18 protein-coding genes are annotated in these 23,100 nt (G+C 68.0%); 14 read left to right on the top strand and 4 right to left on the bottom strand.

Annotation, left to right across the window (positions count from 1 at the left end; genetic code table 11):
• Positions 1–135 precede the first annotated feature (135 nt).
• Positions 136–1,086: a 4-hydroxy-3-methylbut-2-enyl diphosphate reductase gene (gene ispH, locus ACFRKB_RS27335; protein WP_383109130.1), complete on the bottom strand. Its 951-nt coding sequence runs from the start codon at positions 1,084–1,086 to the stop codon at positions 136–138.
• Positions 1,087–1,558: 472 nt separating this feature from the next.
• Here ispH and ACFRKB_RS27330 point away from each other — a divergent pair, with 472 nt between their 5' ends.
• Together ACFRKB_RS27330 and ACFRKB_RS27325 are read left to right on the top strand one after the other, a co-directional pair.
• Positions 1,559–2,470 carry an SAM-dependent methyltransferase gene (locus ACFRKB_RS27330; protein WP_383109128.1) on the top strand — a complete coding sequence of 304 codons (912 nt, stop codon included), beginning with the start codon at positions 1,559–1,561 and terminating at the stop codon, positions 2,468–2,470.
• Between the two features lie 167 nt (positions 2,471–2,637).
• Positions 2,638–3,468, top strand: coding sequence for a methyltransferase domain-containing protein (locus ACFRKB_RS27325; protein ID WP_383109127.1), 831 nt, complete (start codon positions 2,638–2,640; stop codon positions 3,466–3,468).
• Between the two features lie 132 nt (positions 3,469–3,600).
• On the opposite strand, the gene ACFRKB_RS27320 is transcribed toward ACFRKB_RS27325, so the two are convergent.
• Entirely contained in the window at positions 3,601–4,908 is a 1,308-nt protein-coding gene (locus ACFRKB_RS27320; protein ID WP_383109126.1) for a cytochrome P450, read from the bottom strand.
• 450 nt (positions 4,909–5,358) lie between these two features.
• Here ACFRKB_RS27320 and ACFRKB_RS27315 point away from each other — a divergent pair, with 450 nt between their 5' ends.
• The 11 genes from ACFRKB_RS27315 (at position 5,359) to car (ending at position 21,157) form a co-directional block, all read left to right on the top strand.
• Entirely contained in the window at positions 5,359–6,405 is a 1,047-nt protein-coding gene (locus ACFRKB_RS27315; protein WP_383109124.1) for a polyprenyl synthetase family protein, read from the top strand.
• Between the two features lie 88 nt (positions 6,406–6,493).
• Positions 6,494–7,666, top strand: a complete 1,173-nt coding sequence (locus tag ACFRKB_RS27310; RefSeq protein WP_383109123.1) for a cytochrome P450 — start codon at positions 6,494–6,496, stop codon at positions 7,664–7,666.
• Between the two features lie 10 nt (positions 7,667–7,676).
• The gene (locus ACFRKB_RS27305; RefSeq protein ID WP_383109122.1) at positions 7,677–8,573 is read left to right on the top strand and encodes a UbiA family prenyltransferase; all 897 of its coding nucleotides are present in this window, start codon (positions 7,677–7,679) and stop codon (positions 8,571–8,573) included.
• Positions 8,574–8,587: 14 nt separating this feature from the next.
• Positions 8,588–9,418, top strand: coding sequence for an arylamine N-acetyltransferase family protein (locus tag ACFRKB_RS27300; RefSeq protein WP_383109120.1), 831 nt, complete (start codon positions 8,588–8,590; stop codon positions 9,416–9,418).
• Positions 9,418–11,520 (top strand): aminodeoxychorismate synthase component I, encoded by a 2,103-nt coding sequence (gene pabB / locus ACFRKB_RS27295; protein WP_383109170.1) that lies wholly within the window; start codon positions 9,418–9,420, stop codon positions 11,518–11,520. Before ACFRKB_RS27300 ends, pabB begins: the two co-directional genes overlap by 1 nt.
• 8 nt (positions 11,521–11,528) lie before the next feature.
• The gene (locus ACFRKB_RS27290; protein WP_383109119.1) at positions 11,529–12,344 is read left to right on the top strand and encodes an aminotransferase class IV; all 816 of its coding nucleotides are present in this window, start codon (positions 11,529–11,531) and stop codon (positions 12,342–12,344) included.
• 13 nt (positions 12,345–12,357) lie between these two features.
• A complete protein-coding gene (locus tag ACFRKB_RS27285; RefSeq protein ID WP_383109118.1) occupies positions 12,358–13,287 on the top strand; it encodes an AurF N-oxygenase family protein in 930 nt (309 codons plus the stop codon).
• A gap of 43 nt (positions 13,288–13,330) precedes the next feature.
• Complete coding sequence (locus ACFRKB_RS27280) at positions 13,331–14,752, top strand: class II 3-deoxy-7-phosphoheptulonate synthase (protein WP_383109116.1); 1,422 nt, start codon at positions 13,331–13,333, stop codon at positions 14,750–14,752.
• Positions 14,753–14,780: 28 nt separating this feature from the next.
• On the top strand, positions 14,781–16,025 hold the full coding sequence (locus ACFRKB_RS27275) for a cytochrome P450 family protein (RefSeq protein WP_383109115.1): 1,245 nt from the start codon (positions 14,781–14,783) through the stop codon (positions 16,023–16,025).
• 54 nt (positions 16,026–16,079) lie between these two features.
• The gene (locus tag ACFRKB_RS27270; protein WP_383109114.1) at positions 16,080–17,786 is read left to right on the top strand and encodes a carbamoyltransferase N-terminal domain-containing protein; all 1,707 of its coding nucleotides are present in this window, start codon (positions 16,080–16,082) and stop codon (positions 17,784–17,786) included.
• Complete coding sequence (gene car, locus ACFRKB_RS27265) at positions 17,786–21,157, top strand: carboxylic acid reductase (RefSeq protein ID WP_383109112.1); 3,372 nt, start codon at positions 17,786–17,788, stop codon at positions 21,155–21,157. The genes ACFRKB_RS27270 and car overlap by 1 nt, the downstream gene beginning before the upstream one ends.
• Before the next feature lie 85 nt (positions 21,158–21,242).
• On the opposite strand, the gene ACFRKB_RS27260 is transcribed toward car, so the two are convergent.
• On the bottom strand, positions 21,243–21,695 hold the full coding sequence (locus ACFRKB_RS27260; RefSeq protein WP_383109111.1) for a MarR family winged helix-turn-helix transcriptional regulator: 453 nt from the start codon (positions 21,693–21,695) through the stop codon (positions 21,243–21,245).
• 62 nt (positions 21,696–21,757) lie between these two features.
• On the opposite strand from ACFRKB_RS27260, the gene ACFRKB_RS27255 reads away from it, so the two are divergent.
• The gene (locus ACFRKB_RS27255; RefSeq protein ID WP_383109110.1) at positions 21,758–22,126 is read left to right on the top strand and encodes a VOC family protein; all 369 of its coding nucleotides are present in this window, start codon (positions 21,758–21,760) and stop codon (positions 22,124–22,126) included.
• Between the two features lie 73 nt (positions 22,127–22,199).
• On the opposite strand, the gene ACFRKB_RS27250 is transcribed toward ACFRKB_RS27255, so the two are convergent.
• Complete coding sequence (locus ACFRKB_RS27250) at positions 22,200–23,054, bottom strand: helix-turn-helix transcriptional regulator (RefSeq protein WP_383109108.1); 855 nt, start codon at positions 23,052–23,054, stop codon at positions 22,200–22,202.
• Positions 23,055–23,100 lie beyond the last annotated feature (46 nt).

Here is a 23,100-nt window from a genome sequence, read left to right as displayed (position 1 = left end):
CCCTCATGGCATGTGGTGGCCGCGACTGGTCGGACACGTCGGAACGAGGGCCGACGCGGCTCACCGACGGCGCGCTCTCGCCGGCAGAGTTCTTGCCGGCGCCATCAGCGACAGGGGCCGCCCGGTCTCGATCGGTCACGGCACGTCCGCCACTCCGGTCAGCCGCGTGGGCGGGGAGAACACGATGTCCTCGGTCGCCACCCGTTCCACGGACGTGTCCGCGTAACCCAGTTCGGCGAGCCGGTCGAGCAACTGGTCGACGAGGATCTCCGGCGCGCTCGCCCCGGCGCTCACGCCGACCGTGCTCACGCCGGCCAGCCACGTGGGGTCGAAGTGGGTCACGTCCGGCACCAGTTCGGCCCTGCCGCCGAGCCTGCGCGCCACCTCGACCATCCGGATCGAGTTGCTGGAGTTGGTCGAACCGACCACCAGCACCAGGTCGCACCGGTCCACGATGGCCCTGATGCCGTCCTGGCGGTTCTGGCTGGCGTAACAGATGTCGTCGGTGGCGGGCCCGCGCAGGTCGGTGAACCTGCGCTGGAGCACGGCGATGATGTCCCTGGTCTCGTCCACCGAGAGCGTGGTCTGGGTGAGGTAGGCGACCGGCGCGTCGGGGGAAAGGTCCAGTGCCTCCGCGTCGGCAACCGTCTCGACGATGACCGTCTGGTCGGGGGCGTGCCCGTAGGTGCCCTCGACCTCCTCGTGGTCCGCGTGCCCGACCAGCAGCAACGTCCGCCCGTCGCGGGCGAACCGGCGGGCCTCCTGGTGCACCTTGGCCACCAGGGGGCAGGTCGCGTCGAGGACGTCCAGCCCGCGTGCGTCCGCGTTCCGCCGTACCTGCGGGGAGACACCGTGCGCGGAGAAGACACACACCGCGCCCTCCGGCACCTCCTGCTCGGAGTCGACGAACCGGACACCCCGGCGCTGGAACTCGCGCACCACGTAGTGGTTGTGCACGATCTCCTTGCGGACGTAGACCGGCGCGCCGTGCTGTTCCAGCGCGAGGTCGATGATGGCGATCGCTCGGCGTACACCGGCACACAAACTCCGCGGCTCGGCCAGCAGGACCTGCTTACTGTCACTCATTCCCACTCCGTTCCGTGCCATGACGTCCGCGTCGGAGCGCCTGGCCTGCGTCGCCGAACAGGGCATCCGCGCCGGTCGGCAGAAACCGAGTCCTTCTCAGGAAGTCTTGTCCGCCGTTGGGTGTCGGCTTAATAGCCGGACTCGAATACGGCCTTGGTGCCGTCCAGCAGCCATCATTCCGCAGGGTGGTCCAATCCAGGCCTTACGCCGTCTTCTTTGGGGTTTTTCCTAAAGTCGAAGATGCTCACGCCGCGTCGTTGACACGATCAGGGTTTTCCTCCAGGCTGGAATCCAATAGCGGCCACCCAATTTCAGGGCGACTCAGGATTCCGGATCATGAGGGCGGCTCTGTATTTCCTGCCTTGGTTCCGGGTGACTCCCGTATGTGGGAGGTGCCGGCGCGGCAGATGAACATGGAATCCGGTCCGGCGATAGCCGACGTCGTCGGCATCCGAGCTCTGGAGGAGTGACTGTGTCGAATCTGGATGAAATCTCAAGCTCACCTCAAACAGTGCTGGAGTTTCAGGATGAGGTGAGAACAGTTGGCCAGTACTACGACGACAAAACGGCCAGGCTTGTTCGTAAATACGGGCCTGGACCCAGGGTTCACTATCATGTGGGTTACTACACTTCCTCCGAAACGCCGCTGTACGCGGACGATGTGACGCCGGATGATATTCGCCGCAGCATACGGCTTCATCAAGAGGGTCTGCTCCGGTACGCGGCCAAGATCTGGGGCGCTGAACACCGGCTGGCGGGGAGAATCCTGGACGTCGGCTGCGGTCTCGGCGGGGGCTCGCTCTTCTGGGCACAGGAATACGGCGCCGACGTCACGGCGGTCACCAATGCGCCGGAACACGCGCCGATAGTCGACGGGTTCGCACAGGAGTGCGGTCTGGGCGGGAGGGTCCGGACACTGGTCAGTGATGCGATGCGTCTCCCCTTGGACGGCGGCCCGTACGACGCGGCGGTGGCAGTCGAGAGCAGCGGATACTTCGACCGTCCGGTGTGGTTCGAGCGTCTGGCGCGCGTGCTTCGTCCGGGCGCGAGTGTGTGCGTCGAGGAAGTATTCACCACCCGCCCGCACGGGGCCGATGTGTGGGCCGAATACTTCTACACAAAACCGGCTACGGTGCTCGACTACGCGGAAGCCGCGGAGTCCGCCGGTTTTGAATTGGTCGATGACGTCGACGCCACGTCGGAGACCTCGCCGTTCTGGGATGAGAGTGCCGCCTGGACGAAGGCGGTACTGGACAGTGACAGCACCCTTTCAGCAGTTGACCGCAGGCAGCTGAGGATATCTCTGCTGGCGAACCAGGCGCTTGGCGCTGAATGGCGAGCAGGGGGCTTGCGGCTGGGATTCTTGCGCTTCGAGCTCAAGTGAGCGAAATGGCGCAGGATACCGGAAAATGACGCACGTGGTCGTCAGTGGATCACCCAGGCGCTCGGCCGGGGTTGCCCAGCCGAGCGCAGCCGGTTTCCGCCCGCCTTTCGACTCGACGCGGCCGCCGACTTCCCGCCACGTTCACTTTCACAGATACGGATTTTCTCATGACGCTCGATCAGTTTCCCGCTCCCAGCGACGTAGCCGGCATGTACGACGGGATCGGTCAGATCTACGGTTCCGCGTGGGGCCCCAACAAACACTACGGTTACTGGGAGAACGACGCCGACGACAGCAGCGTCGAGGAAGCCACCGACCGTCTGACCGACATGATGATCTCGGGCATCGCCGCGCGGGCCGGCCAGCGGGTCCTGGACATCGGCTGCGGCATCGGCCACCCCGCGCTGCGGCTCGTCCGCGCTTGTGACGTCGAGGTGTTGGGCATCTCCGTCAGCCACGTCCAGGTGGCGCGGGCCAAGGAACTCGCGGCCGCGGCTGGGCTCGCCGACCGGGCCACGTTCCAGTTCACGGACGCGATGGACATGCCCTTCCCCGACGGCTCGTTCGACGCGGCCTGGGCGTTTGAATCGATGTGGCACATGCCCGACCGCGGCCAGGTGCTCTCCGAAACCGCCCGCGTCCTGCGCCCCGGCGGCCGCCTCGCCATCGCCGACGTCATCGAGCGCGGCCCGGTCAGCCCTGAGGGACGCGTGGTCCTGGACCACATCTGCGAGAACTACGCGGTGCGCTCCTTGGGCACTGTGGACGAATACCGGACGGCGTTGGCGGCCAACGGTTTCGTCGACGTGGAGATCCGTGACATCAGCGACAACGTCTCCCGTACCCTCGCGGTCATGGCCGACGCCGTGGAGACCGTCCGCGACAAGCTGGCCGATCTGGTCGGCGAGGAACAGGCCACCTCGCTCATCGACTTCATGCGGTTGTCCGCGGTCACCCCGGAGAGCGGCTACCTCTTCCTGACCGCGGTCCGCGAGTGATGACGCCGGACAGGCCCTGGGTGCGGCGGCCCGCCAGTTGAACTGACGGGCCGCCACGAAATGCCGAGGCGAGCCGGCATCCTGATCCGCGGAACCCGGGGTCCTCACCCTCAATGCCGTCGGACACGTGAGTCACGTGAGTTCCGCAGGGGTCAACGTGTCGTCCAGGTCTCCCGACGACCGCCCCGCTGTCCGTCCCCGCTGCCGCACCCGCAACTCGGTCAGCGCCCGGAGCGGAAACACTGGCCGGTGACGCGGCGGCGGCCCTGGTGCCATAGCCAGATCCGGCATCCTGGTGGCGATGGCCTGTATCGCGATCTCCAGCTCCAGGCGGGCGAATCCGGCTCCGAGGCAGAAATGGATGCCGTGCCCGAACGCGAGATGCGTGGCAGACCCACTGCCTGGACTGAACCCGGCCGGACATGTCCGGGAGCGACTGTCCCGGCCGGCCGCTCCGTACAGCAGAAGCAGTCGGCTCCCCGCGGCCAGGTGGACGTCGCCGACCACTACGTCATGGAGCGCGGTCCGGTACATGCCCGCCAGTGGACTGTCGAACCGCAACCCCTCCTCGACAAGGTCCCGTGGGGCGATCGTCCCGTCGACCACCTCGGCCCAGCCGCCGGGTGACCGAAGCTGCTGGAAGAGGATCGTGCCAAGTGCCTCGGCGCAGGTCATGTGTCCCGCGAAGATCAGCGTGGGAATCTGGACAGCGGCCTCGTCGGCGGTGAGCGTGTTGCCTGCCTTGCCGTCGTGGAGCAGTTCACTGATCAGGTCGTCCTGCGGCGAGGCGAGTCGCTCCTGTACGAGTGATCGGGCGAACGCTCCGAAGTCCACCAGCCCGCGGGCGTATTCACGCAGCCGGTCAGGATCGGTGTCGCGCTGCAACATCATGAGCTCGATGCGTTGCTCGGACCAGGTGCGGCAGCGGTCGAGGTACTCGTCCGGGATCCCGAGGCGCCGGCAGATCACCTCAAGGGCGTACGGCACGGCGAACTCCGTGATGAAGTCGAACTCCGCCGTGACCGCGGCCCGTTCGACGAGGTCGGTGGCGATCGCACGGATCGTGGGTTCGAACGCTCGGAGGCTGGCCGGCGTGAACCCGACGTTGAGCACTTCCCTGATCCTGGCGTGCTCGGGAGGGTCGAGTGAGCCGACGGCCAGAGCACCGGCACCACGCCATGTGCGGAGCATCCGGCTCACGTCGTCGGGCAACGCGACCGTGGAGCGGGGGTTGTGGTCGCGCGCCGTGAAGTTGCGGTCGTCTCGTAGCACGGCGACCATGTCCTCGCGCCGGGTGACGCACCACGCGTCGAGCAGGGGGGCGTAGAACACCGGCTCCGTCGCGCCGATGTCGGCCAGAAATGAATACGGGTCGTCGCGATGTGCGCCGTACGGGTCGAACGTTCCGCTTGCGTGCGATTGCCCAGAATCAACTGACATAGCCGTTCTGCCTCTCAAGCCTTCCAGTGGACCATTGAGCGGTCTTGGTACTTGCTCTGTCGTTGGGTGCCGGCTTAATGGACGGACTCAAAAACGGCGTTGATGCCGCCCCGCAGCTACCATTCCGCAGAACAGTCCAATCCAGGCCCTACTTCGTCTTCTTTGGGGTTTTTCCTAAAGTCGAAGAGGCTCACACCGTGTCGTTGACACGACAGGAGAGGGTCGTTCAGGATGGCGGTCAGAACGGTCATCAGAACGGTCACGCACATTCCAGTGCCTTCGTCATCGTCGGTTCGCCGAGGTTTCACCGCACGGCGAGGTGAGGCAAGGGCTGAGAAGACATTTACGCAACATATCCCGCGCAGTGATTTTCAGTGGTGCAATTCGCGAACCCCATGCGCATAGTTCTGACCAGGAATTGGGAAGGCGTGCGACCGGAGGAGAATCTCGATGAGCGCACTCGACACCTCGTCGACCGGGCTCCAAGCCTTCCTCCCGCCGAGGATGGTGCAGTCCACGGTATTGTCCGTTATGCGGCAGCGGGTTTCCGCACTGGAGCCGACTCTGGCCCGGATCTGCTCTTACCACCTCGGCTTCATCGACGAACACGGTGACCCCAGCGGTGCGGCGCGCGGCAAGCTGACCCGCGCCGCCCTCATGATGGCGGCGGCTGATGGAGTCGGCCTGCGGCCGGAGGACGTGCGGTGCCAGGCGGCAGCACTGGAGTTGCTGCACAACTCGACCCTGATCCACGACGACATCATCGACGCGGACGAACTGCGCCGCGGCCGTCCGGCCGCGTGGAAGGTGTTCGGCGCCAGTCTGGCCATCCTGGCCGGGGACGCGTTGCAGGCTCTTGGGCTGCGGATGGTCGTCGACGATCCCGGCCCCGGCCGTGCGGAGATCTCCAGTGTGTTCACCGAAGCCCTCAGTCTGGTTCTCGCGGGCCAGGCTCGCGAGCTCACCGTCCGGCTGGGTCCGGGCACCGGCATCGCGGAGTACGACCGCATCGTGGAGGAGAAGACATCCGCGCTGCTGGAGTGCGCACTGGTGACGCCCGCACTGCGGGCGGGCGGACCGGAGCACGTCCTGGCTGCCCTGCGCGGCGCGGGCAGGCATCTGGGCCTCGCTTTCCAGATCTCCAACGACGTCGAGGACATCTGGGGCGACCCCGCCGTGACCGGCAAGCCCGTCCGGAGCGACATCCTGCGGCGCAACCCGAGTTTTCCGGTGCTGGCGGTCTTATCCGCCGACAGCCCGGCCGGCGAACGACTGCGCCTGCTGTGGCGCGCCGACGGCACCACGGCAGCGCACCTGCGGGAGATGGCCGACCTCGTCGAGGAATCCGGCGGCCGGCACACGGCCGAGCAGCTGTCCCGCAAACATCTGGACTCGGCCCTGGAGTATCTCGGACGAGCCGCGCTGTCCCCGGCCGCGTCCACCGAACTGACCGCGTTGTTCGACCGCATCGTCCATCGCAGCAGGCCCACGACGTGACCAGGACCCAGGACCCGATCAACCCGCCGCTGGGCGACTTTCTGCCCCGACAAGGTGGTCCGAACCTCGATTCCGGCGGAGGCCGTCAGTGAGTACCCCAGCTCAATTGCCTTTCGAGCAGACGAATGTGCTGCGACTCGCGCCAGAGCTGCGCACGCTCCAATCCCAGGGCGCGGTCCATTGGGTTCGTACCGCCGAGGGCGACGAGGCGTGGCTGGTCACCGGTCATGCCTGGGTGCGGCAGTTGCTCGACGACGACCGGCTCGGCCGCTCCCATCCCGATCCGGAGGCCGCGGCGAAGGACAGCGGGTCGGCGCTTCTCGCCGGCCTGCTGGGCGGCTTCGCCACCGACCACGCCCGGTTGCGTGCGCTGCTGGAGCCGCACTTCTCACCCGAGCGGATGCTGGCGCTGCGGCCATCCGTCGAGAAACTGACCGGGCAACTCCTGGACGGACTGGCCGGGCAGAAGCCGCCGGTGGACCTGCGCCAGGCGTTGGCGCTGTCGCTGCCGATTCAGGTGATGTGCGAGTGGCTGGGAGTGCCCCAGGAGGACAAAGACCGGTTCGGCGGCTGGACCCAGGACGCCGCCAACGTCGGGGACCCGGTCAGATCCAAGCAGGGGATGGGCGAGTTGTTCGCCTATTGCAGGCAACTTGTCGCTGACAAACGGCGAAGTCCGGGCGATGACGCGATCTCCAGGATCTGCGCGACCGAGGGGATCAACGACAACGAGGTCATCGGGCTGACGGCGTTGTTGCTGTTCGGTGGTTACGAGACCACGGTGGCCCGGATCGGCACCTGTGTGTCGCTGTTGTTGGCCAACCCCGACCAGTGGCAGGCGTTGCTGCACGACCCGAGTCTCATCCCCGGCGCGGTCGAGGAAACCCTGCGGATGTCGATGCCGAACCCGCACAACGGCGGCATGCCCCGTTATGCGCTGACGGACTTCGAGATCGACGGGGTCACCATCCGAACCGGCGACTTCGTCCTGCTGAACATCATCGCGGCCAACCACGACGAGACGGCCTTCGCCGACCCCGGCCGGGTCGATGTCACGCGCGACACCACGGGCAGCCTCATGTTCGGGCACGGTGCGCACTACTGCGTCGGCGCGCTGCTGGCCCGGATGCAGCTGCAGGTGGTGCTCACCCAACTCGTCGCGCGATTCCCGACCATGCGTCTGGCGGTCGGTGTGGAGGAGCTGAGGCTGCGCCACCACACGCTGATCGGCGGGTTGATCCAACTTCCGGTGACATGGTGATTGGATCCTGATGCTGTACAAGATATCTACGGGCGTCGTCACGAAGAGCCCGGATTCGATCCGCGCGTATCTCCTGTTGATGCGACTGGACAGGCCCACAGGGTACGTGCTCTACCTGCTTCCGGGGCTGTGGGCCCTCGCCCTCGCCCCCGGGCAACGACCGGACCCGCTGACGGTGGTGGTGGTCGCTGTCGCCGCGGTGCTGGTGCGCGGCGCGGCCTGCGCGGTCAACGATGTGGTCGACAAGGACGTCGACGCCCGGGTCGCCCGCACCGTGTCGCGTCCTGTCGCGTCGGGGACGATCAGCGTCGGGAACGCGCTCCTGTTCGCCGCCGCACAGGCCGTGGTCGCACTGCTGGTCCTGGCGGTGGCGAACGTGGAGACGGCCCTGGTCGCCGGTGCCTCGTACCCGTTGATCGTCGCGTACCCCTACATGAAGCGCGTCTTCTTCTGGCCCTCGGCGTTCCTGGCCCTGGTGATGAGCGTCTACGTGCTGATCGGCTGGACGGCGGTGACCGGGAGCGTCGACTACCCGCCCGCGGTGTACGGCCTGTACGCCGGCGGGGCCTTCTGGACCCTGATTCACGACGCGATCTATTCCCATCAGGACAAGGAGTACGACCGGAACATCGGTGTGAAGTCTTCCGCCCTGCTCTTCGGCAGAGCCACGAAGGCGTGGCTGGCGATTTTCGTCGTGCTCAGCGTCGGCGGCGTGCTGTGGGCCGGTTCCCGGACGCCGATGGGGTGGGCGTTCTACCTGATCGTCGTGGTCGCGGGAGTCTTTCTGTCCTCTCTGCTCGTACGTGTGGACCTGGATGATCCGAAATCGTGCTGGGACGCCTTTGTCGCCAACACCTACTTCGGCTGGATCGTTCTCGCGGCCGTGGTCGCCGGGCAGTTCACATGAAGGATGAGTCACGTGTGACAGATTCGATGTGGCGGGGGAGTGGCGTCGACCTGGACGCCTACCTGACCCGCGTGGGCTACCAGGGCGCCGTGGCTCCGGACCTCTCCACCCTGCGGGGCCTGCACGCCGCCCACGTCGACGCGATCGCCTTCGACAACCTCGACGCGGTGCTCGGGCGCACGGCGGTGCCGCTGGACCTGGAGAGCGTCCAGGAGAAGATCGTGCGGCAGGGCCGCGGCGGCTGGTGCCTGGAACAGGTCGTGCTGATGGCGGCCGTGCTGGACCGCATCGGGTTCACGTTCTCGGCGTTCGCCGGCCGGACGCGGATCCGCACCGGGAGCAAGTTCGGGCCGGCCCTGCACGTGGCCCTGTGCGTGGAGCTCGACGGCGAACGCTGGCTCCACGACGTGAGTTTCGGGGGCTACGGGCTGCACGAGCCGATTCGGCTCGCGGAGAACGCGCGGCTGGACGGCGACTGGCCGTTCGATCTCGTGCGGGAGCCGACCGGTGAACACGTGCTGCGGTTCCTGCGGCCGGAGGGACCGGCGGAGCTCTACGGCTTCACCACGGACGTGCGCTATCCGTCGGACTTCGAACTCCTCCACCACTTCTGCCTCACGCATCCGCGCTCGCCGTTCAACCACCGGATCGTCCTCCAGCGCACACAGCCCGAAGTGAGGCACCTCCTCGTCGGCAGCACTCTCACGGAAATACGTCCCGCGAAGCCCGCGACCTTCCGGGAACTCGATGTGGACGAGATGCTCTCCGCTCCCGGGGAGATCTTCGGGATCACCTTGGAACCGGGCGACGTCCAGGCGCTCTGGAAAATCTTGGACGGTCCATGATGCGTACCTTGCTGCTGGACAACTACGACTCGTACACCTTCAACCTGTACCAGTTGATCGCCGACATCAACGGCCAGGAGCCCGTCGTCATGGTCAACGACGATCCGATGTTGTCCACCCTGCGGCTGGAGAACTTCGACAACATCGTGATCTCACCCGGCCCCGGACGGCCGCAGAACCCGCGTGACGTCGGCCTCCTCGGCGATCTGCTGCGCCGCGCCACGCTGCCCGTGCTGGGCGTCTGCTTCGGCCATCAGCTGATCGCGCACCTGGCCGGAGCGTCGGTGGCCGCCGCGCCCGAACCGAAACACGGGCACCTCGCCAAGGTCTCCCACGAGGGAGATCCGCTGTTCGCCGGGATTCCAGGTGAGTTCGTCGCGGTTCGCTACCACTCGCTGTGCGTGCGGGAGCCTCTGCCCGAGGAATTCGTCGCCACCGCGTGGGCCGACGACGGTGTGCTCATGGCGCTGCGTCACCGCGATCTGCCGCAGTGGGGCGTGCAGTTCCACCCCGAGTCGATCGCTTCCCAGTACGGGCGTGAGATCCTGCGGAACTTCGCCGAACTGACCCGCCGGACGCGGCACGGACAACGGCCGTCCGTCACCGACATCGACACCGTCACCGCACTGTCCGAGGAGACGCCAGGCGCGGTCGAGGGACTGGGAATCATCAGCACGGTCGTGTCGACCGCCGCCGATTCCGAGGCCATTTTCCTCAAGCTCTTCGACAACATCCCGTACTGCTTCTGGCTGGACAGCAGCCGGGTGGAGGAAGGCCTGTCCCGGTTCTCGTTCCTCGGCGACACGTCAGGTCCGCTCAGCGAGGTCCTGACCTACCGCACCGGCAGCGGATCAGTGGAAGTGCGCGATGCGAACGGCGTCCGCCGCGTCACCGGCAGCGTGTTCGACGTCCTCGATCAGCGGCTGCGCGAACGGCGCATCCCCGACTCGGACCTGCCCTTCGACCTGACCGGCGGCTACGTCGGCTACTTCGGCTACGAACTCAAGGCCGAATGCGGGGCCACGGCCCGCCACACCGCCGAAACGCCAGACGCCATCTGGATGTTCGCCGATCGCGTCATCGCGATCGACCACCAGGAGGGACTGACCTACCTGGTGGCCGTTCACGACGAGAAGACCCGGCGCGACGCGCAGGAGTGGGTGGAACGGACGTCCGCGCTCCTGACGGGCCCGAACCCGGCCGACGCCGAGCCGCCGCGCGAACCTGCCGCCGGCCCGCCCCCGAACACCGAGAAGTACCTCGGCCGCGGCCGGAGCCAGTACCTGGCGGACATCACGGAGTGCCAACGGCAGCTGAACCGGGGCGAGAGCTACGAGATCTGCCTGACCAACACGTTGCACATGCCGTTCCACGACGACGACACGTCCTTCTACCTCAGGCTGCGCCGGGCGAACCCGGCACCGTACGCCGCGCTCCTGCGCCTCGGCGACATCACGGTCTTCAGCTCCTCGCCGGAGCGGTTCCTGCGCATCGAGCGAGACCGCACGGTCACCAGCAAGCCGATCAAGGGCACAGCCCCTCGCTCCGCCGACCCGGCGCGCGACGCCGAACTGGCGGCCACCCTCGCCTCGAGCGCCAAGACTCAGGCCGAGAACCTGATGATCGTCGACCTGTTGCGCAACGACCTGGGCCGGGTGTGCGAGGTGGGCAGCATCGAGGTCGACCCGTACCTGGCCGTCGAGAGCTACGAGACCGTGCACCAACTGGTCTCCACTGTTCGTGGACGGCTCAATGCCGGGGTCAGCGCGATGGACTGCGCCCGGCAGTGCTTCCCGGGCGGGTCGATGACCGGGGCGCCGAAGCTGCGCACCATGGAGATCATCGACCGCTTGGAGACGGAGGCCCGGGGTGTCTACTCCGGCGCCCTCGGCTACTTCGGCCTCTCCGGCGGCACGGACCTGAACATCGTGATCCGTACCGCGGTCCGCGTCGGTGACCGGTTGACCATCGGCGCCGGCGGGGCGATCGTGCTCGACTCCGACCCATGGGAAGAGTACGAGGAGATGCTGCTCAAGGCGGCAGCGTCGCTCCGCGCCTGGCGTGCGCCGGCGGTGTCGGACGTGGGCGGCTCCCAACGATGAACACAGCGATGAGCACAGCGACCGCCCAGGGCGTCCGCCGGTGGTGGGACGCCGATGGCGGATGGTCGACGGCCGACGCCGCCGGGACGGTGCTGGCCATCGACTCCTGGCTCGTGGACGAAGGGCGGGTGCGGGGACTCGACCGGCACGCCGAACGCTTCGGTTCGGCCTGCGACCGGCTCTCCGGACCGGGAGCGGAACAGACGAACCGGTTCCTGCGGGCGGTCGCCGAGTCGTTGCCCGCGCGAGGCCGATGGTTTCCTCGCGTCGAACTCGTGGAGACCGGGTCGGGAACGCGGCTGCGGATGTGGCTGCGCCCCGCGCCACCGCGCACCGCGACCGTCCGGTTGTGGACCGTGGCAGGACCCGACCGTCGTCGACTGCCGGCCGTCAAGGGCACCGACCTGGACCATCTGGCTTCCCTGCGCGCTGCCGCGGCTACGGCGGGAGCTGACGAGGCGCTGCTGGTCTCGACGGAAGGGCACGTGGTCGAAGGGGCGTCCACGAGCATCGTCTGGTGGCGGGGCGACACGCTGTGCGGGCCACCCCCCGGCCCCGGCCTGCTCCCCGGGATCACCCGCGCCCTGCTCGGCGCGCTCGCCCGTACGGCAGGGCACCAGGTCGTCACCGAGCAGGCCACCGCGCCGGATCTCGCCGGCCTGCCCGTCTGGACGCTGAACGCCCTGCACGGCATCCGGCCGGTCACCGAGGGGCTGGGCCGGTTCCAGGACACGGACGCCGCAGTGGCCGAGCGCTGGCAGTCGCGCCTGGCCGCGCTCGCCGTTCCGGTCGGCGCCTCCCTGATTCCTGTGGTGCACCCATGAAGGAGGTTTCCCGATGACCTCGGCACGTGAAGTGCCCGAGTTCGAGCGTGACTTGCTGGTGCGGTTGACGCTCCGCTGGGGGAAGCGGGTGGCCGTCAAGAAGGACGAGCTCGACCTCGACGGTCACTTCGACGCGGCGCTGCCGGACTTCCCCGAACACCTCGTCCCGGTGCTGGGCCTGCCGGGCGCCGACCGGCTCGACCGGGACGCTCGCGGGCACATCCTGTCCGCGGCGTGGATCGCCTACAACGCCAAGACCGCGGCCATCGAGGACGAGATCATCCTGCCGGCCTGCCGGCTGATGCTCCAGGAACGGATCCCCGTCCGCCGCGACGACGTCGCCGTCGACGCGCTGCACCAGACGATCATCGATGAGCACTACCACATCCTGATGTGCCACAACGCCGTCGGCGTCACCCGCAGGCGGCGCGACCTGGCGGACATGCGGTTCGCGCCGGGCGTCTGGTCGGTCGTCCAGGGACTGGACGCGGTCCGCGCCGGGCTGTCCGGGTTCGACCGCGACATCGTCGACATCGCGTTCTCCCTGGCCGCCGAGACGACGATCAGCGGGTTCCTCTCCGCACTCGCCACCGCCCAGGAGATCCAGCCGATGAACCGGATCACCACCGATCTGCACCGGCGGGACGAGAGCGGACACGCGGTGGTGTTCCGCGAGTTGTGCGGCTCGCTCTACCGGAACCTGGACGGCGCGCAGCAGCGGACGTTCCGCGAAGCACTCGTCACCGGGCTGACAGCGTTCCGCTCCCCGGACCTGGACCCCTGGGTGACCGTGGCGGCCCAGGGCGGCTTCGAGATCGACACCGGTCAGCTGAGCGAGTGGGCCGCGTCCCGTCCCGTGCCCGCGCGGGACACCGGACCGTTGCAGCTGCTCCTCGACGACCTGGGCATCAGCCACGACCTCGTCGAGATGGTCCAGCGCTGACGGCCCCGCACCGTCGAGCCATGAGAAGCGGACGGAGACCACGTTGACCCTCACCGGCGAAGCCGCCGCGCACTGGCGGACACTCGTCGCCCACCAGCGGCCGGAGTGGCCCAGCCTGGCTGAGCTCGGCGACGTGGCGGATCACCTGGCGGCCCTGCTCCCGTTGGTCACGCCACAGGAGTGCGACACGCTCACCGCACGACTCGCCCAGGCGGCGGAGGGCAAGGCGTTCCTGCTCCAGGGTGGCGACTGCGCCGAACGTTTCGACCGCCTCTCGGAACAGGCGATTCACAGCAAACTGCGCCTCCTGCGGCAGATGGCCGTGATCCTGACGTACGCGTCGGCGGTGCCGGTGGTCACGGTGGGCCGGATGGCCGGGCAGTACGCGAAGCCCCGGTCCCGGCCGACCGAGACCGTCGACGGGCGCACGCTCCCGGTCTACCGGGGCGACGCGGTGAACGGCATCGGCTTCAGCCAGGCCGAACGCCGGCCGGACCCGGCCCGGCTGCTTCGGATGTACGACGCTTCGCGCCACACCCTGGACGTCATGCGCGCATGCGCCCGCGGCGGCACCGATCTACTCCAACTGCACAAGGAGAACCAGGACTTCGTCTCACGCTCGCCTGCCGGTGAACGCTACGACGCACTCGCCGGCCGAATCGGCCGGGCACTGTCGTGCGAAAACGCGTGCGGCGGCGGCGATCCGTCGCGCACCACGGAGTTGTTCGCCAGCCACGAGGGACTGCTGCTCGACTACGAGGCCGCGCTGACCCGCTACAACCCGCGTTCCGGCCGAAGCTGTGCGAGCAGCGGCCACATGCTGTGGATCGGCGACCGCACCAGACAGCTCGACGGCGCCCACGTCGCCTACTTCGCGACCATCGACAACCCGATCGCGGTGAAGCTGGGCCCTGCCGCCACGCCCGAGCAGGCACTGGCCCTGATCGACCGCCTCGACCCCGACCGGCGGCCGGGCCGGCTCACGTTCATCGTGCGCATGGGGGCGCACCGCGTGCGGTACCTGCTGCCGGAGCTCGTGCAGAAGGTCACGGCTTCCGGCGCGCCGGTGGTGTGGGTGTGCGATCCGATGCACGGCAACACCTTCGAGGCGCCCAGCGGGCACAAGACCAGGCGGTTCGACGACATCCTCGCCGAGGTCGCCGGCTTCTTCGAGGTGCACGCGGCGCTCGGCACCCACGTCGGCGGACTGCACGTGGAGCTGACCGGCGAGGACGTGACCGAGTGCGTCGGCGGCGGCGCCGAACTCGGTTTCGACGACCTGCACCGCAGGTACGAGTCGGCGTGCGACCCGCGCCTCAACGGAGACCAGGCGCTTGACCTGGCCTTCCTGGTCGCCGAGATGTTCAACCCAGGGGCGACCGGCGCCGTGGCGCCGGACGCGGCGGTGAATGCCGCGGCCTGGCGCGCATGTCACAGCAATTCTCCCGCCTCGTCCGGCGCGTGAACCCAACAACATAATCGAGGATGCGCCCATGGATCAGGACTCCACCCCTCTGGAACTCGACGACGCGTTCGTGCAGGACCCTTACTCGGTGTACGCGAAGCTCAGCGCCGAAGGCTCCGTGCACCGGGTGAAGATGCCTCCCGGAGTCCCCGTGTGCGGCGGACTGCCGGTCTGGCTCGTCATCGGATACGAGCCGGTGCGCTCCGCACTGGCGGATCCCCGGTTGAGCACCGATCTGAACAGGATGGACAGGCTGTTCGCGCAGAACGAGCCGGACAGCAACAGACGCGCCGGTTTCTCACCGGTCATCGCCAGCCACATGCTGAACGCCGACCCGCCGGACCACACCCGGATGCGCAAGCTCGTGAGCAAGGCCTTCACCAGTCGCGCCATCGAACTGCTCCGGCCGGAGATCGAGCAGATCACCGGCGGGCTGATCGATGCCCTCTCGGACGACGACACGGTGGACTTGCTGGACGCCTTCGCGTTTCCGCTGCCGATCCGGGTGATCTGTCTGCTGCTGGGTGTGCCGATCGAGGAGCAGGAGAACTTCAAGTCCTGGTCCAAGGCGCTCGTCTCCGGCGACTCCCCCGAAGCGGCCGCCGCCGCCACGACCGAGGTGGTCGCGTACCTCGGCGAACTCATCGAGCGCAAACGCCGCGTGCCGACCGACGACGTGCTCGCCGCCTTGGTCTCGGCACACGACGTCGACAACCAGCTGACCGGGCTCGAACTGGTCTCGACGGCCTACCTGCTGTTCATCGCCGGTTTCGAGACCACCCTCAACGCCCTGGGCAACGGCACGCTCCACCTGATGCGGAACCTGGACCAGTGGGAGGCGCTGCGCGAGGACCGTTCCCTTCTCCCCGGCGCGGTCGAGGAATTCCTGAGGCTGGAGAGCCCGCTGAAGCACGCCTCCTTCCGGTGTGCGACGGAGCCCCTGACCATCGGTGACGTCGAGATCCCGGCCGGCGACTTCGTGCTGCTGGCGATCGCCTCCGCCAATCGTGATCCACAGCGCTACGCCGATCCGCATTCGCTGGACGTCCGCAGGCCCACTGACGGCGGCCATCTGGCCTTCGGACATGGCATCCACCACTGCCTCGGGGCGCCGCTGGCCAGGGTGGAGGTGCGGGCGGCGTTCGGCGCCCTGCTCGACGCGTTCCCCGCCATGAGGCTCGCCGTCGACCCTGAGGAACTGCGGTGGCGTACCAGCACGATCATTCGCGGGCTGGACTCACTGCCGGTACGGCTGAACAGCCGCCAGTGGTAGCGGTCAATACGACATTCCAGGCTGCTATGCGGCCAGAAAGGTGTGGCTGACCACATGCTCATATGCGGGATCAAGGCATCGCACGACGGCGGGGTCGCCGTCATCGAAGACGGTCGCCTTCTCTTCAGCTACGAGATCGAGAAGCTGAACAACGGCGAACGCTACAGCTCCCTCGGAGACCTGGAACGTGTGACCGAGATCCTCGCCGCGGAGGGTCTGTCACCCGCCGACATCGACCAGTTCGTGGTCGACGGCTGGTACACGAAAGACGCCGCGGGCGAGCACGCCGTCAAGGTGAACGCCGGCGGCCTGCCGGTACAGTTGCGGGTCGCGCCGTACCTTGAGAGCCCTGGCGACGACGGGCCGCTGCAACGCCACACCTTCAGCGGCCATGGTTTCGACAACTACGCCGGCTATACCCACGTCGCCAACCACCTCATCGGCACGTACTGCTCAAGCCCGTTCGCCGCCAGGGGCGAAGACGCGTTCGTCCTGGTCTGGGACGGCCTCATCACGCCGCGCCTCTACCGGGTGCGGGCCGCGACCCGTGAGGTGATCTTCGTCGAGTCTCTGCTGCCCGCTTTCGGGGGCAGCTTCGCGGCCTTCTGCTCGCGGTTCGAGCCGTACGTGCTCAACACCGACGACATCACGTCGGACACGTACATCCGCCAGCACCTGTCCGTCGCGGGGAAGGCCATGGCGTACGCGGCCAAAGGCCGGGTCGAGACCGGTGCCTTCGCCGTCTTCGACGACCTCATGGCCGAGTTCCGCGACCTTCCCGTCGACAAGGTGGGCGTGCTGGGCGACAAGGTCGCCGCGAACAGGGACGAGCTGATGCCGGGCCTGTCCAACGCGGACCTCATCGCCACCTATCAGGCCTATATCGGCCACCACCTGCTCGCGCGGCTCACCTCGGCGGTACGGAGCCGCTTCCCGGACGGCGGCCACAACCTGGTGCTCGGCGGCGGCTGCGCGCTCAACATCAAGTGGAACACCGCGATTCGGGCCGGCGGGGTCTTCCAGGAGGTCTTCGTCCCGCCCTTCCCCAACGACGCGGGGGCGGCGATCGGTACAGCGGCCTGCGAGATGTTCCGGCGCGGCCGGACGGCGCTGGAGTGGGATGTCTACAGCGGACCGCGGATCACCACGGGCACACTTCCCGACGGGTGGCGGGCACAGCCCTGCGACGAACGGCAGCTGGCCGCGCTCCTGCACACCGAGGGCGAACCGGTGGTCGTCCTTTCCGGCCGGGCGGAGCTGGGCCCGCGCGCTCTGGGCAACCGGAGCATCCTGGCGCCCGCGACCGACACCCGTATGAAGGACCGGCTCAACGACATCAAGAACCGCGCCCCGTACCGGCCCGTCGCGCCCATCTGCCTGGAGGAGCGCGCGCCGGAGGTCTTCGCCCCCGGCACGCCCGACCCCTATATGATCTTCGAGCACCGCATGCGGCCCAGTTGGGCCGAACGCGTCCCGGCGGTCGTTCACCTGGACGGCACCGCCCGGCTCCAGACCATCGCGTCCACTCAGGACACCGACACCGCTCGTATCCTCACCGCCTACGCGGAGATCAGCGGAGTTCCCGTGTTGTGCAACACGAGCGCGAACCTTGAAGGACGGGGTTTCTTTCCCGACGTCGAGTCAGCGGCCGGTTGGGGCGGCACTCGCTACATCTGGTCCGAGGGGACGCTTTATACGAACCCCCGCGAGGAGTCCGCCAACTATGCGACGCGGAGATCACAGTGCGACTCGCGCAAGTAATGGCACATGCCTTTGAGCGCTATGGGGACCGGCCCGCCGTCGGTGAGCGTGCGAAGGAGTTCGTACGGGACGCCGGGACCGGGCGCGTCTCGGCCCGACTGCTGCCGCGCTACGAAATGACCACCTACAGGCAGCTGTGGAGCCGTATCCGCGCAGTGGCGAGCGAATGGCACCACCACCCGCGGCGCCCTCTCGCCGCGGGCGACCGTGTGGCCCTCCTCGGCTTCACGAGCCGGGACTACGCGACACTGGACCTGGCGTGCGGCTATCTGGGCGTCGTCAACGTTCCGTTGCAGATCAGCGCACCGAACGAGGATCTGATGTCCATCATGGCGGAGACCGAGCCGCTCCTCGTCGCCGCGAGCATCGAGCGACTGGACGCCGCGACCGAACTGTCATTGCGCACGCCCTCAGTCCAGCGGCTGCTCGTGTTCGACTGCCATCCGCGCGCCGAGGACCGGGCGGAGCGATTCGCCGCCGCCCGCGACCGCCTGGCCGAGGCTGGACGGGACGTGGAGGTCGTGGCCCTGTCGGCGGTTCTCGACCGCGGCGCGGACCTGCCCGAGGCGCCGCTGTACATTCCCGGCGACGACGAGGATCCCCTCGCGATGCTCGTCTACACCTCGGGGAGTACGGGAACGCCGAAGGGCGCGATGTACACCGAGCGGCTGGCCAGGGTGATGTGGGAGGACCGGGCGAAGCGGACCGGCACGGACGTAGTCACCATCAACTACACGCCGCTGAGCCATTTCGCGGGCCACTTCCTGCTGACGAACGCACTGGCGCGCGGCGGCACCAGCTACTTCACCGCGGGCAGCGACCTGTCGACACTCTTCGAGGACATCGCCCTCGTACGGCCCACCGAGCTGTACCTCGTGCCGCGCGTGTGCGAGATGCTCCACCAGCTCCACCAGAGCGAACTGGACCGGCGGACCTCTGCGGGCACCGACCCGGAGCGGGCCGCGACCGAGGTACGCAAGCAGCTCCGCGAGGAGGTTCTCGGAGGGCGCGTGAGCAGGGCCAGCTGCGGTTCCGCGCCGCTGTCCGCCACACTGACCGAGTTCACCGGGGCCGTCCTCGGCGTTCCCCTGCACATCATGTACGGCTCCACGGAGGTCGCGGGCATCGCTGTCGACGGCGAGTTGCTGTGCCCACCGGTGATCGACTACAAGCTGGCCGACGTGCCCGAGCTCGGCTACTTCCGCACCGACCTCCCACACCCGCGCGGCGAGCTCCTGCTGAAGGCCGACGGCATCCCCGGCTACTACAACCAGCCCGAGCTGACGGCGGATCTTTTCGACGAGGACGGCTACTACAGGACCGGCGACATCGTCGCGGAGCTCGGTCCACGCCGTATCGCCGTCGTGGACCGCCGCAAGAGTGTCCTGAAGCTGTCCCAGGGCGAGTTCGTGGCGATCTCCCGGCTGGAATCGATCTTCGCCGCCTGCCCGTTGGTGCGGCAGATCTTCCTTTACGGCAACAGCGAGCGCTCTTACCTGCTCGCTGTCGTCGTGCCCACCCCGGATGCCCTGCGGCGGTACGGGGACGACCGGGAACGTCTCGAACAACTGCTGAGCGAATCGCTCCGGCGGATCGCGAAGGACACAGGTCTGAACGCGTACGAGATCCCCAGGGGACTGCTGCTTGAGGCCGAGCCGTTCAGCCAGGCCAACGGCCTGCTGTCGGACCAGCGAAAGTTGTTGTGGCCCAAGCTCGTGGAGCGCTACGGCGAGCGACTGGAGCAACTGTACGCCGGGATATCGGCCCACGAGACCCAGGAGTTGCTCGATCTGCGCCGCACAGGCGGCGACCGGCCGGTGCTGGAAACGGTCCAGCTGGCCGCGCGGGCGCTGCTGGCGGGCTCGATGACGGAGGTGAGTCCCACCGCGCACTTCCGGGACCTCGGCGGCGACTCGCTGTCCGCGGTGTCACTGTCGAACCTGTTGCACGACACCTTCGGTGTCCGGGTACCCGTCGACGTCATCATCAGCCCCGCGCACGACCTGCGGCGGCTGGCCGCCTACGTCGAGTCCAAGCGCACGGCCACCGCGACGCGCCCCACCTTCGCGTCGGTGCACGGCGAGGACGCCACCGAGACGCACGCCAAGGACCTCGTCCTGGGCCGGTTCATCGATGCGGCGACTCTCGACGCCGCCCGCCACCTCCCGCGCCCCGCGGGGGAGCCGCGCCGCGTTCTGCTGACCGGCGCGAGCGGATACCTGGGGCGCTTCCTCACCCTTGAGTGGCTCGATCGGCTGGCCCCGGCCGACGGCAAGCTGATCGTCGTGGTCCGCGGCAAGGACCCGGACGCCGCCAGACGGCGACTGGCGGATGCCTTCGGCAGCGACGACTCCGAACTGACGTGCACATTCGAGGAGTTGGCCGCAGAGCACCTGGAAGTGCTGGCCGGAGACATCGCCGAGCCAAGGCTGGGCCTGGACGAGGCGACGTGGGAACGGCTGAGCGGTGAGGTGGACCTGATCGTCCACGCGGGCGCCCTGGTGAACCATGTGCTGCCCTACCGCCACCTGTTCGACGCCAACGTCCTCGGAACCGCGGAACTCATCCGGCTGTCCCTCACCCAACGGCTCAAGCCGTTCACGTACATCTCCAGCGTGGCCGTGTCCAGATCCCGGAGGGGACAGCCTCTCGACGAGGACACCGACGTGCGCGCCGCGCTGCCGGTCCAGCCTGTCGACGACGGGTACGCCGGCGGGTACACGACGAGCAAGTGGGCGGGGGAGGTGCTGCTGCGGGAGGCGCACGACCTGTGCGACCTGCCGGTGACGGTGTTCCGCTCCAACATGATCCTCGCGCACAGCCGGTACACCGGGCAGCTGAACGTGCACGACATGTTCAGCCGGCTGCTGTTCAGTCTCCTCGCGACGGGCGTGGCCCCGAACTCCTTCTACCGGACCGACGGCGACCAGGGGCCGCGGGCCCACTACGACGGCCTGCCCGTCGACTTCACCACGGCATCGGTCGTCACGCTGGGACGGAGCACCTCCGGGTACCGGACCTTCAGCCTGGTGAACCCGCACGATGACGGCATCTCACTCGACACGTTCGTGGAGTGGCTCATCGAGGACGGCCACGGTATCGAGCGGATCGCGGACTACGGTGACTGGCTCGTCCGCATCGAAGCAGCCCTGCGCAACCTGCCCGGGGCACAGCGCCAGTACTCCGTCCTTCCCTTGCTGCGGGGCCTCCAGGAACCGGGAGAGGCCGTGCCCGGTTCGGACGTCCCGTCGGTCCGCTTCCGGGAGGCCGTCCAGGAGGCCGGCATCGGACCGGATCGGGATGTGCCGCGCCTGTCACCCACCCTCATCCGCAAGTACGTGACGGACCTGCGGCGCCTGATGACCGCCTGACCGCGTGCGGGCAACGGGACGGCCGGGGCCGGCGGGAGGTGCCTGCTGAACCGCCGCGGCGGCGCGACGCGCCCCGGGGGGCGAGCTATGGACCGTCGTTGCCGTCGCGCAGGGAATGGATCATGCTCTGCAGGATCCGGAACGCGCCGGCCTGCTCGGTCTCGGTCATGCCGGCCAGCATTCTGACCTCGACGGACCGGACCGCTACGGTCGCCTTCTCCAGGCTCCGTCGGCCGCGAGGCGTGAGCCGTGTGGGAAGGACCTTCCCGACGGGTGCCTCCGCGGGCCGGATTACGTAGCCGTCCCGTTCCAGTGCCTGGAGCAGCACGTTCATCGACTGCCGTGTCACGAAGGCGCCCCGCGCCAGCTCGGAGTTCGACAGGCCCGGCCGCTGAGCCAGCAGCTCAAGGCAGGAGTAGTGCGTCACGCTCATCCCGAGTGGCCGCAGCACCTCCTCCATGGCCGAGCGGAGGACGCTCGACGCCTCTTTCAGGAGGTAGCCCAGTGACGTCTCCAGGTCGACACCGTCTTGATTCATGTCAGAAGTCTGACATAGATTGCCTGTGTCAGAAACCTGACACGAAAAGAAGGAGCATCATCATGCCCGCAACCGGCCCCGACTTCATCTCGCTCCAGGCGCGCGACCTCGACGCTTCGCAGGCGTTCTACGAGCAGTACCTCGGCCTCGTCCGCTCGCAGGCCGGACCTCCGCACGCCGTCGTCTTCGAGACGAAGCCGATCGCGTTCGCGCTCCGCGACGTCATTCCCGGCACCGATCTCGCATCCGTTGCTCAGCCCGGCATCGGTGCCGCGATCTGGCTCCACGCCACAGACGTCCAGGCCATTCACGACGCTCTCGTCGCCGACGGTCACACCATCGTCTCCGCACCGATCGACGGCCCCTTCGGCCGGACATTCACCTTCGCCGACCCCGACGGCTACCAGGTCACTCTCCACGACCGCACCTGACCGGCCAGACCCACCAGTGTGCTGCCCCGACTGGCGCACGTCCCGCTCGGCCGGCGGGCGACCGTCCTGGACGTCACCGGGTGGACAGGGCGGGCAGGGTGGGCAGGCCGGTTTCCACCGCGCCGAGTAGTGCGAGGGCTTGCCGGGAAGCGCTGCCGGGTTCGGCCTGGTACACGACGAGTTGCTGGTGACTCGCGTTGTCGACGGTGAACGAGTCGTAGGTCAGCGTCAGTTCGCCGACCTGAGGGTGGTGGAAGCGCTTGGCCTCGTGGGCCTTGCCCCGTACGTCGTGCCGGGCCCACAGGATGCGGAACTCCCGGCTCTTCAAGGACAGTTCATCGATCAGCTCGGTGAGCCGGGGATCGTTCATCAGGTCACCGCTGTCCGCGCGCAGAGCCGCGAGCCCGGACCTGGCGACCCGTTCCCAGTCGGGGTAGAAGTCCCGGGCGCCCGGGTCCAGGAAGATGAACCGGACCAGATTGGTCTCTCCCTGTTGCAGCATCCCGGCGAAGAGAGCGTATCCGAGACGGTTACCGGCCAGGACGTCCAGGCGGCGGTCGAGGATCAGTGCGGGGGTGTCGAGCCAGCCGTCCATCAGGCGCAGCAGACTCGGTCCGACGGATACACCGCCGCCGCGCCGGACTGGTTCACCTGTCGCTCCTGCCAGCCGGTGCAGGTGCGCTGTTTCCTCGGTGTTCAGGTCGAGGGCGCGGGCCAGGGCGTTCACCACCTGCGCGGACGGGTTCCTTTCACGTCCCTGTTCCAGCCGACGGTAGTAGTCGGTGCTGACTCCGGACAACTGGGCCACTTCCTCCCGTCGCAGGCCCGGTGTCCTGCGATGGCCCGACCAGACCAGCCCGGCCAGGGCCGGGCTGGTCATCTCTCGCCGGGCGCGCAGGAATTCGCCCAGCGGATTGCGAGTGTCCATCCCTCTACGTTAGACGCGCACGCGATCGGTTGCCTGGGAGTGGCGC

Origin of the sequence: Streptomyces scopuliridis (genome assembly GCF_042790125.1) — a bacterium.
Lineage (GTDB): Bacteria > Actinomycetota > Actinomycetes > Streptomycetales > Streptomycetaceae > Streptomyces > Streptomyces scopuliridis_A.
This window is presented reverse-complemented; position numbering and strand designations above follow the sequence as displayed.

What these genes read in the sequence shown, in the direction of transcription:
- ACFRKB_RS27290 (WP_383109119.1), top strand. Translation starts at nt 11,529, where the DNA reads ATGAGCACAGCGACCGCCCAGGGCGTCCGCCGGTGGTGGGACGCCGAT.
- car (WP_383109112.1), top strand. Translation starts at nt 17,786, where the DNA reads ATGGCACATGCCTTTGAGCGCTATGGGGACCGGCCCGCCGTCGGTGAG.
- ACFRKB_RS27260 (WP_383109111.1), bottom strand. Translation starts at nt 21,695, where the DNA reads ATGAATCAAGACGGTGTCGACCTGGAGACGTCACTGGGCTACCTCCTG.
- ACFRKB_RS27305 (WP_383109122.1), top strand. Translation starts at nt 7,677, where the DNA reads ATGCTGTACAAGATATCTACGGGCGTCGTCACGAAGAGCCCGGATTCG.
- pabB (WP_383109170.1), top strand. Translation starts at nt 9,418, where the DNA reads ATGCGTACCTTGCTGCTGGACAACTACGACTCGTACACCTTCAACCTG.
- ACFRKB_RS27285 (WP_383109118.1), top strand. Translation starts at nt 12,358, where the DNA reads ATGACCTCGGCACGTGAAGTGCCCGAGTTCGAGCGTGACTTGCTGGTG.
- ispH (WP_383109130.1), bottom strand. Translation starts at nt 1,086, where the DNA reads ATGAGTGACAGTAAGCAGGTCCTGCTGGCCGAGCCGCGGAGTTTGTGT.
- ACFRKB_RS27275 (WP_383109115.1), top strand. Translation starts at nt 14,781, where the DNA reads ATGGATCAGGACTCCACCCCTCTGGAACTCGACGACGCGTTCGTGCAG.
- ACFRKB_RS27325 (WP_383109127.1), top strand. Translation starts at nt 2,638, where the DNA reads ATGACGCTCGATCAGTTTCCCGCTCCCAGCGACGTAGCCGGCATGTAC.
- ACFRKB_RS27320 (WP_383109126.1), bottom strand. Translation starts at nt 4,908, where the DNA reads ATGTCAGTTGATTCTGGGCAATCGCACGCAAGCGGAACGTTCGACCCG.
- ACFRKB_RS27270 (WP_383109114.1), top strand. Translation starts at nt 16,080, where the DNA reads ATGCTCATATGCGGGATCAAGGCATCGCACGACGGCGGGGTCGCCGTC.
- ACFRKB_RS27255 (WP_383109110.1), top strand. Translation starts at nt 21,758, where the DNA reads ATGCCCGCAACCGGCCCCGACTTCATCTCGCTCCAGGCGCGCGACCTC.
- ACFRKB_RS27250 (WP_383109108.1), bottom strand. Translation starts at nt 23,054, where the DNA reads ATGGACACTCGCAATCCGCTGGGCGAATTCCTGCGCGCCCGGCGAGAG.
- ACFRKB_RS27315 (WP_383109124.1), top strand. Translation starts at nt 5,359, where the DNA reads ATGAGCGCACTCGACACCTCGTCGACCGGGCTCCAAGCCTTCCTCCCG.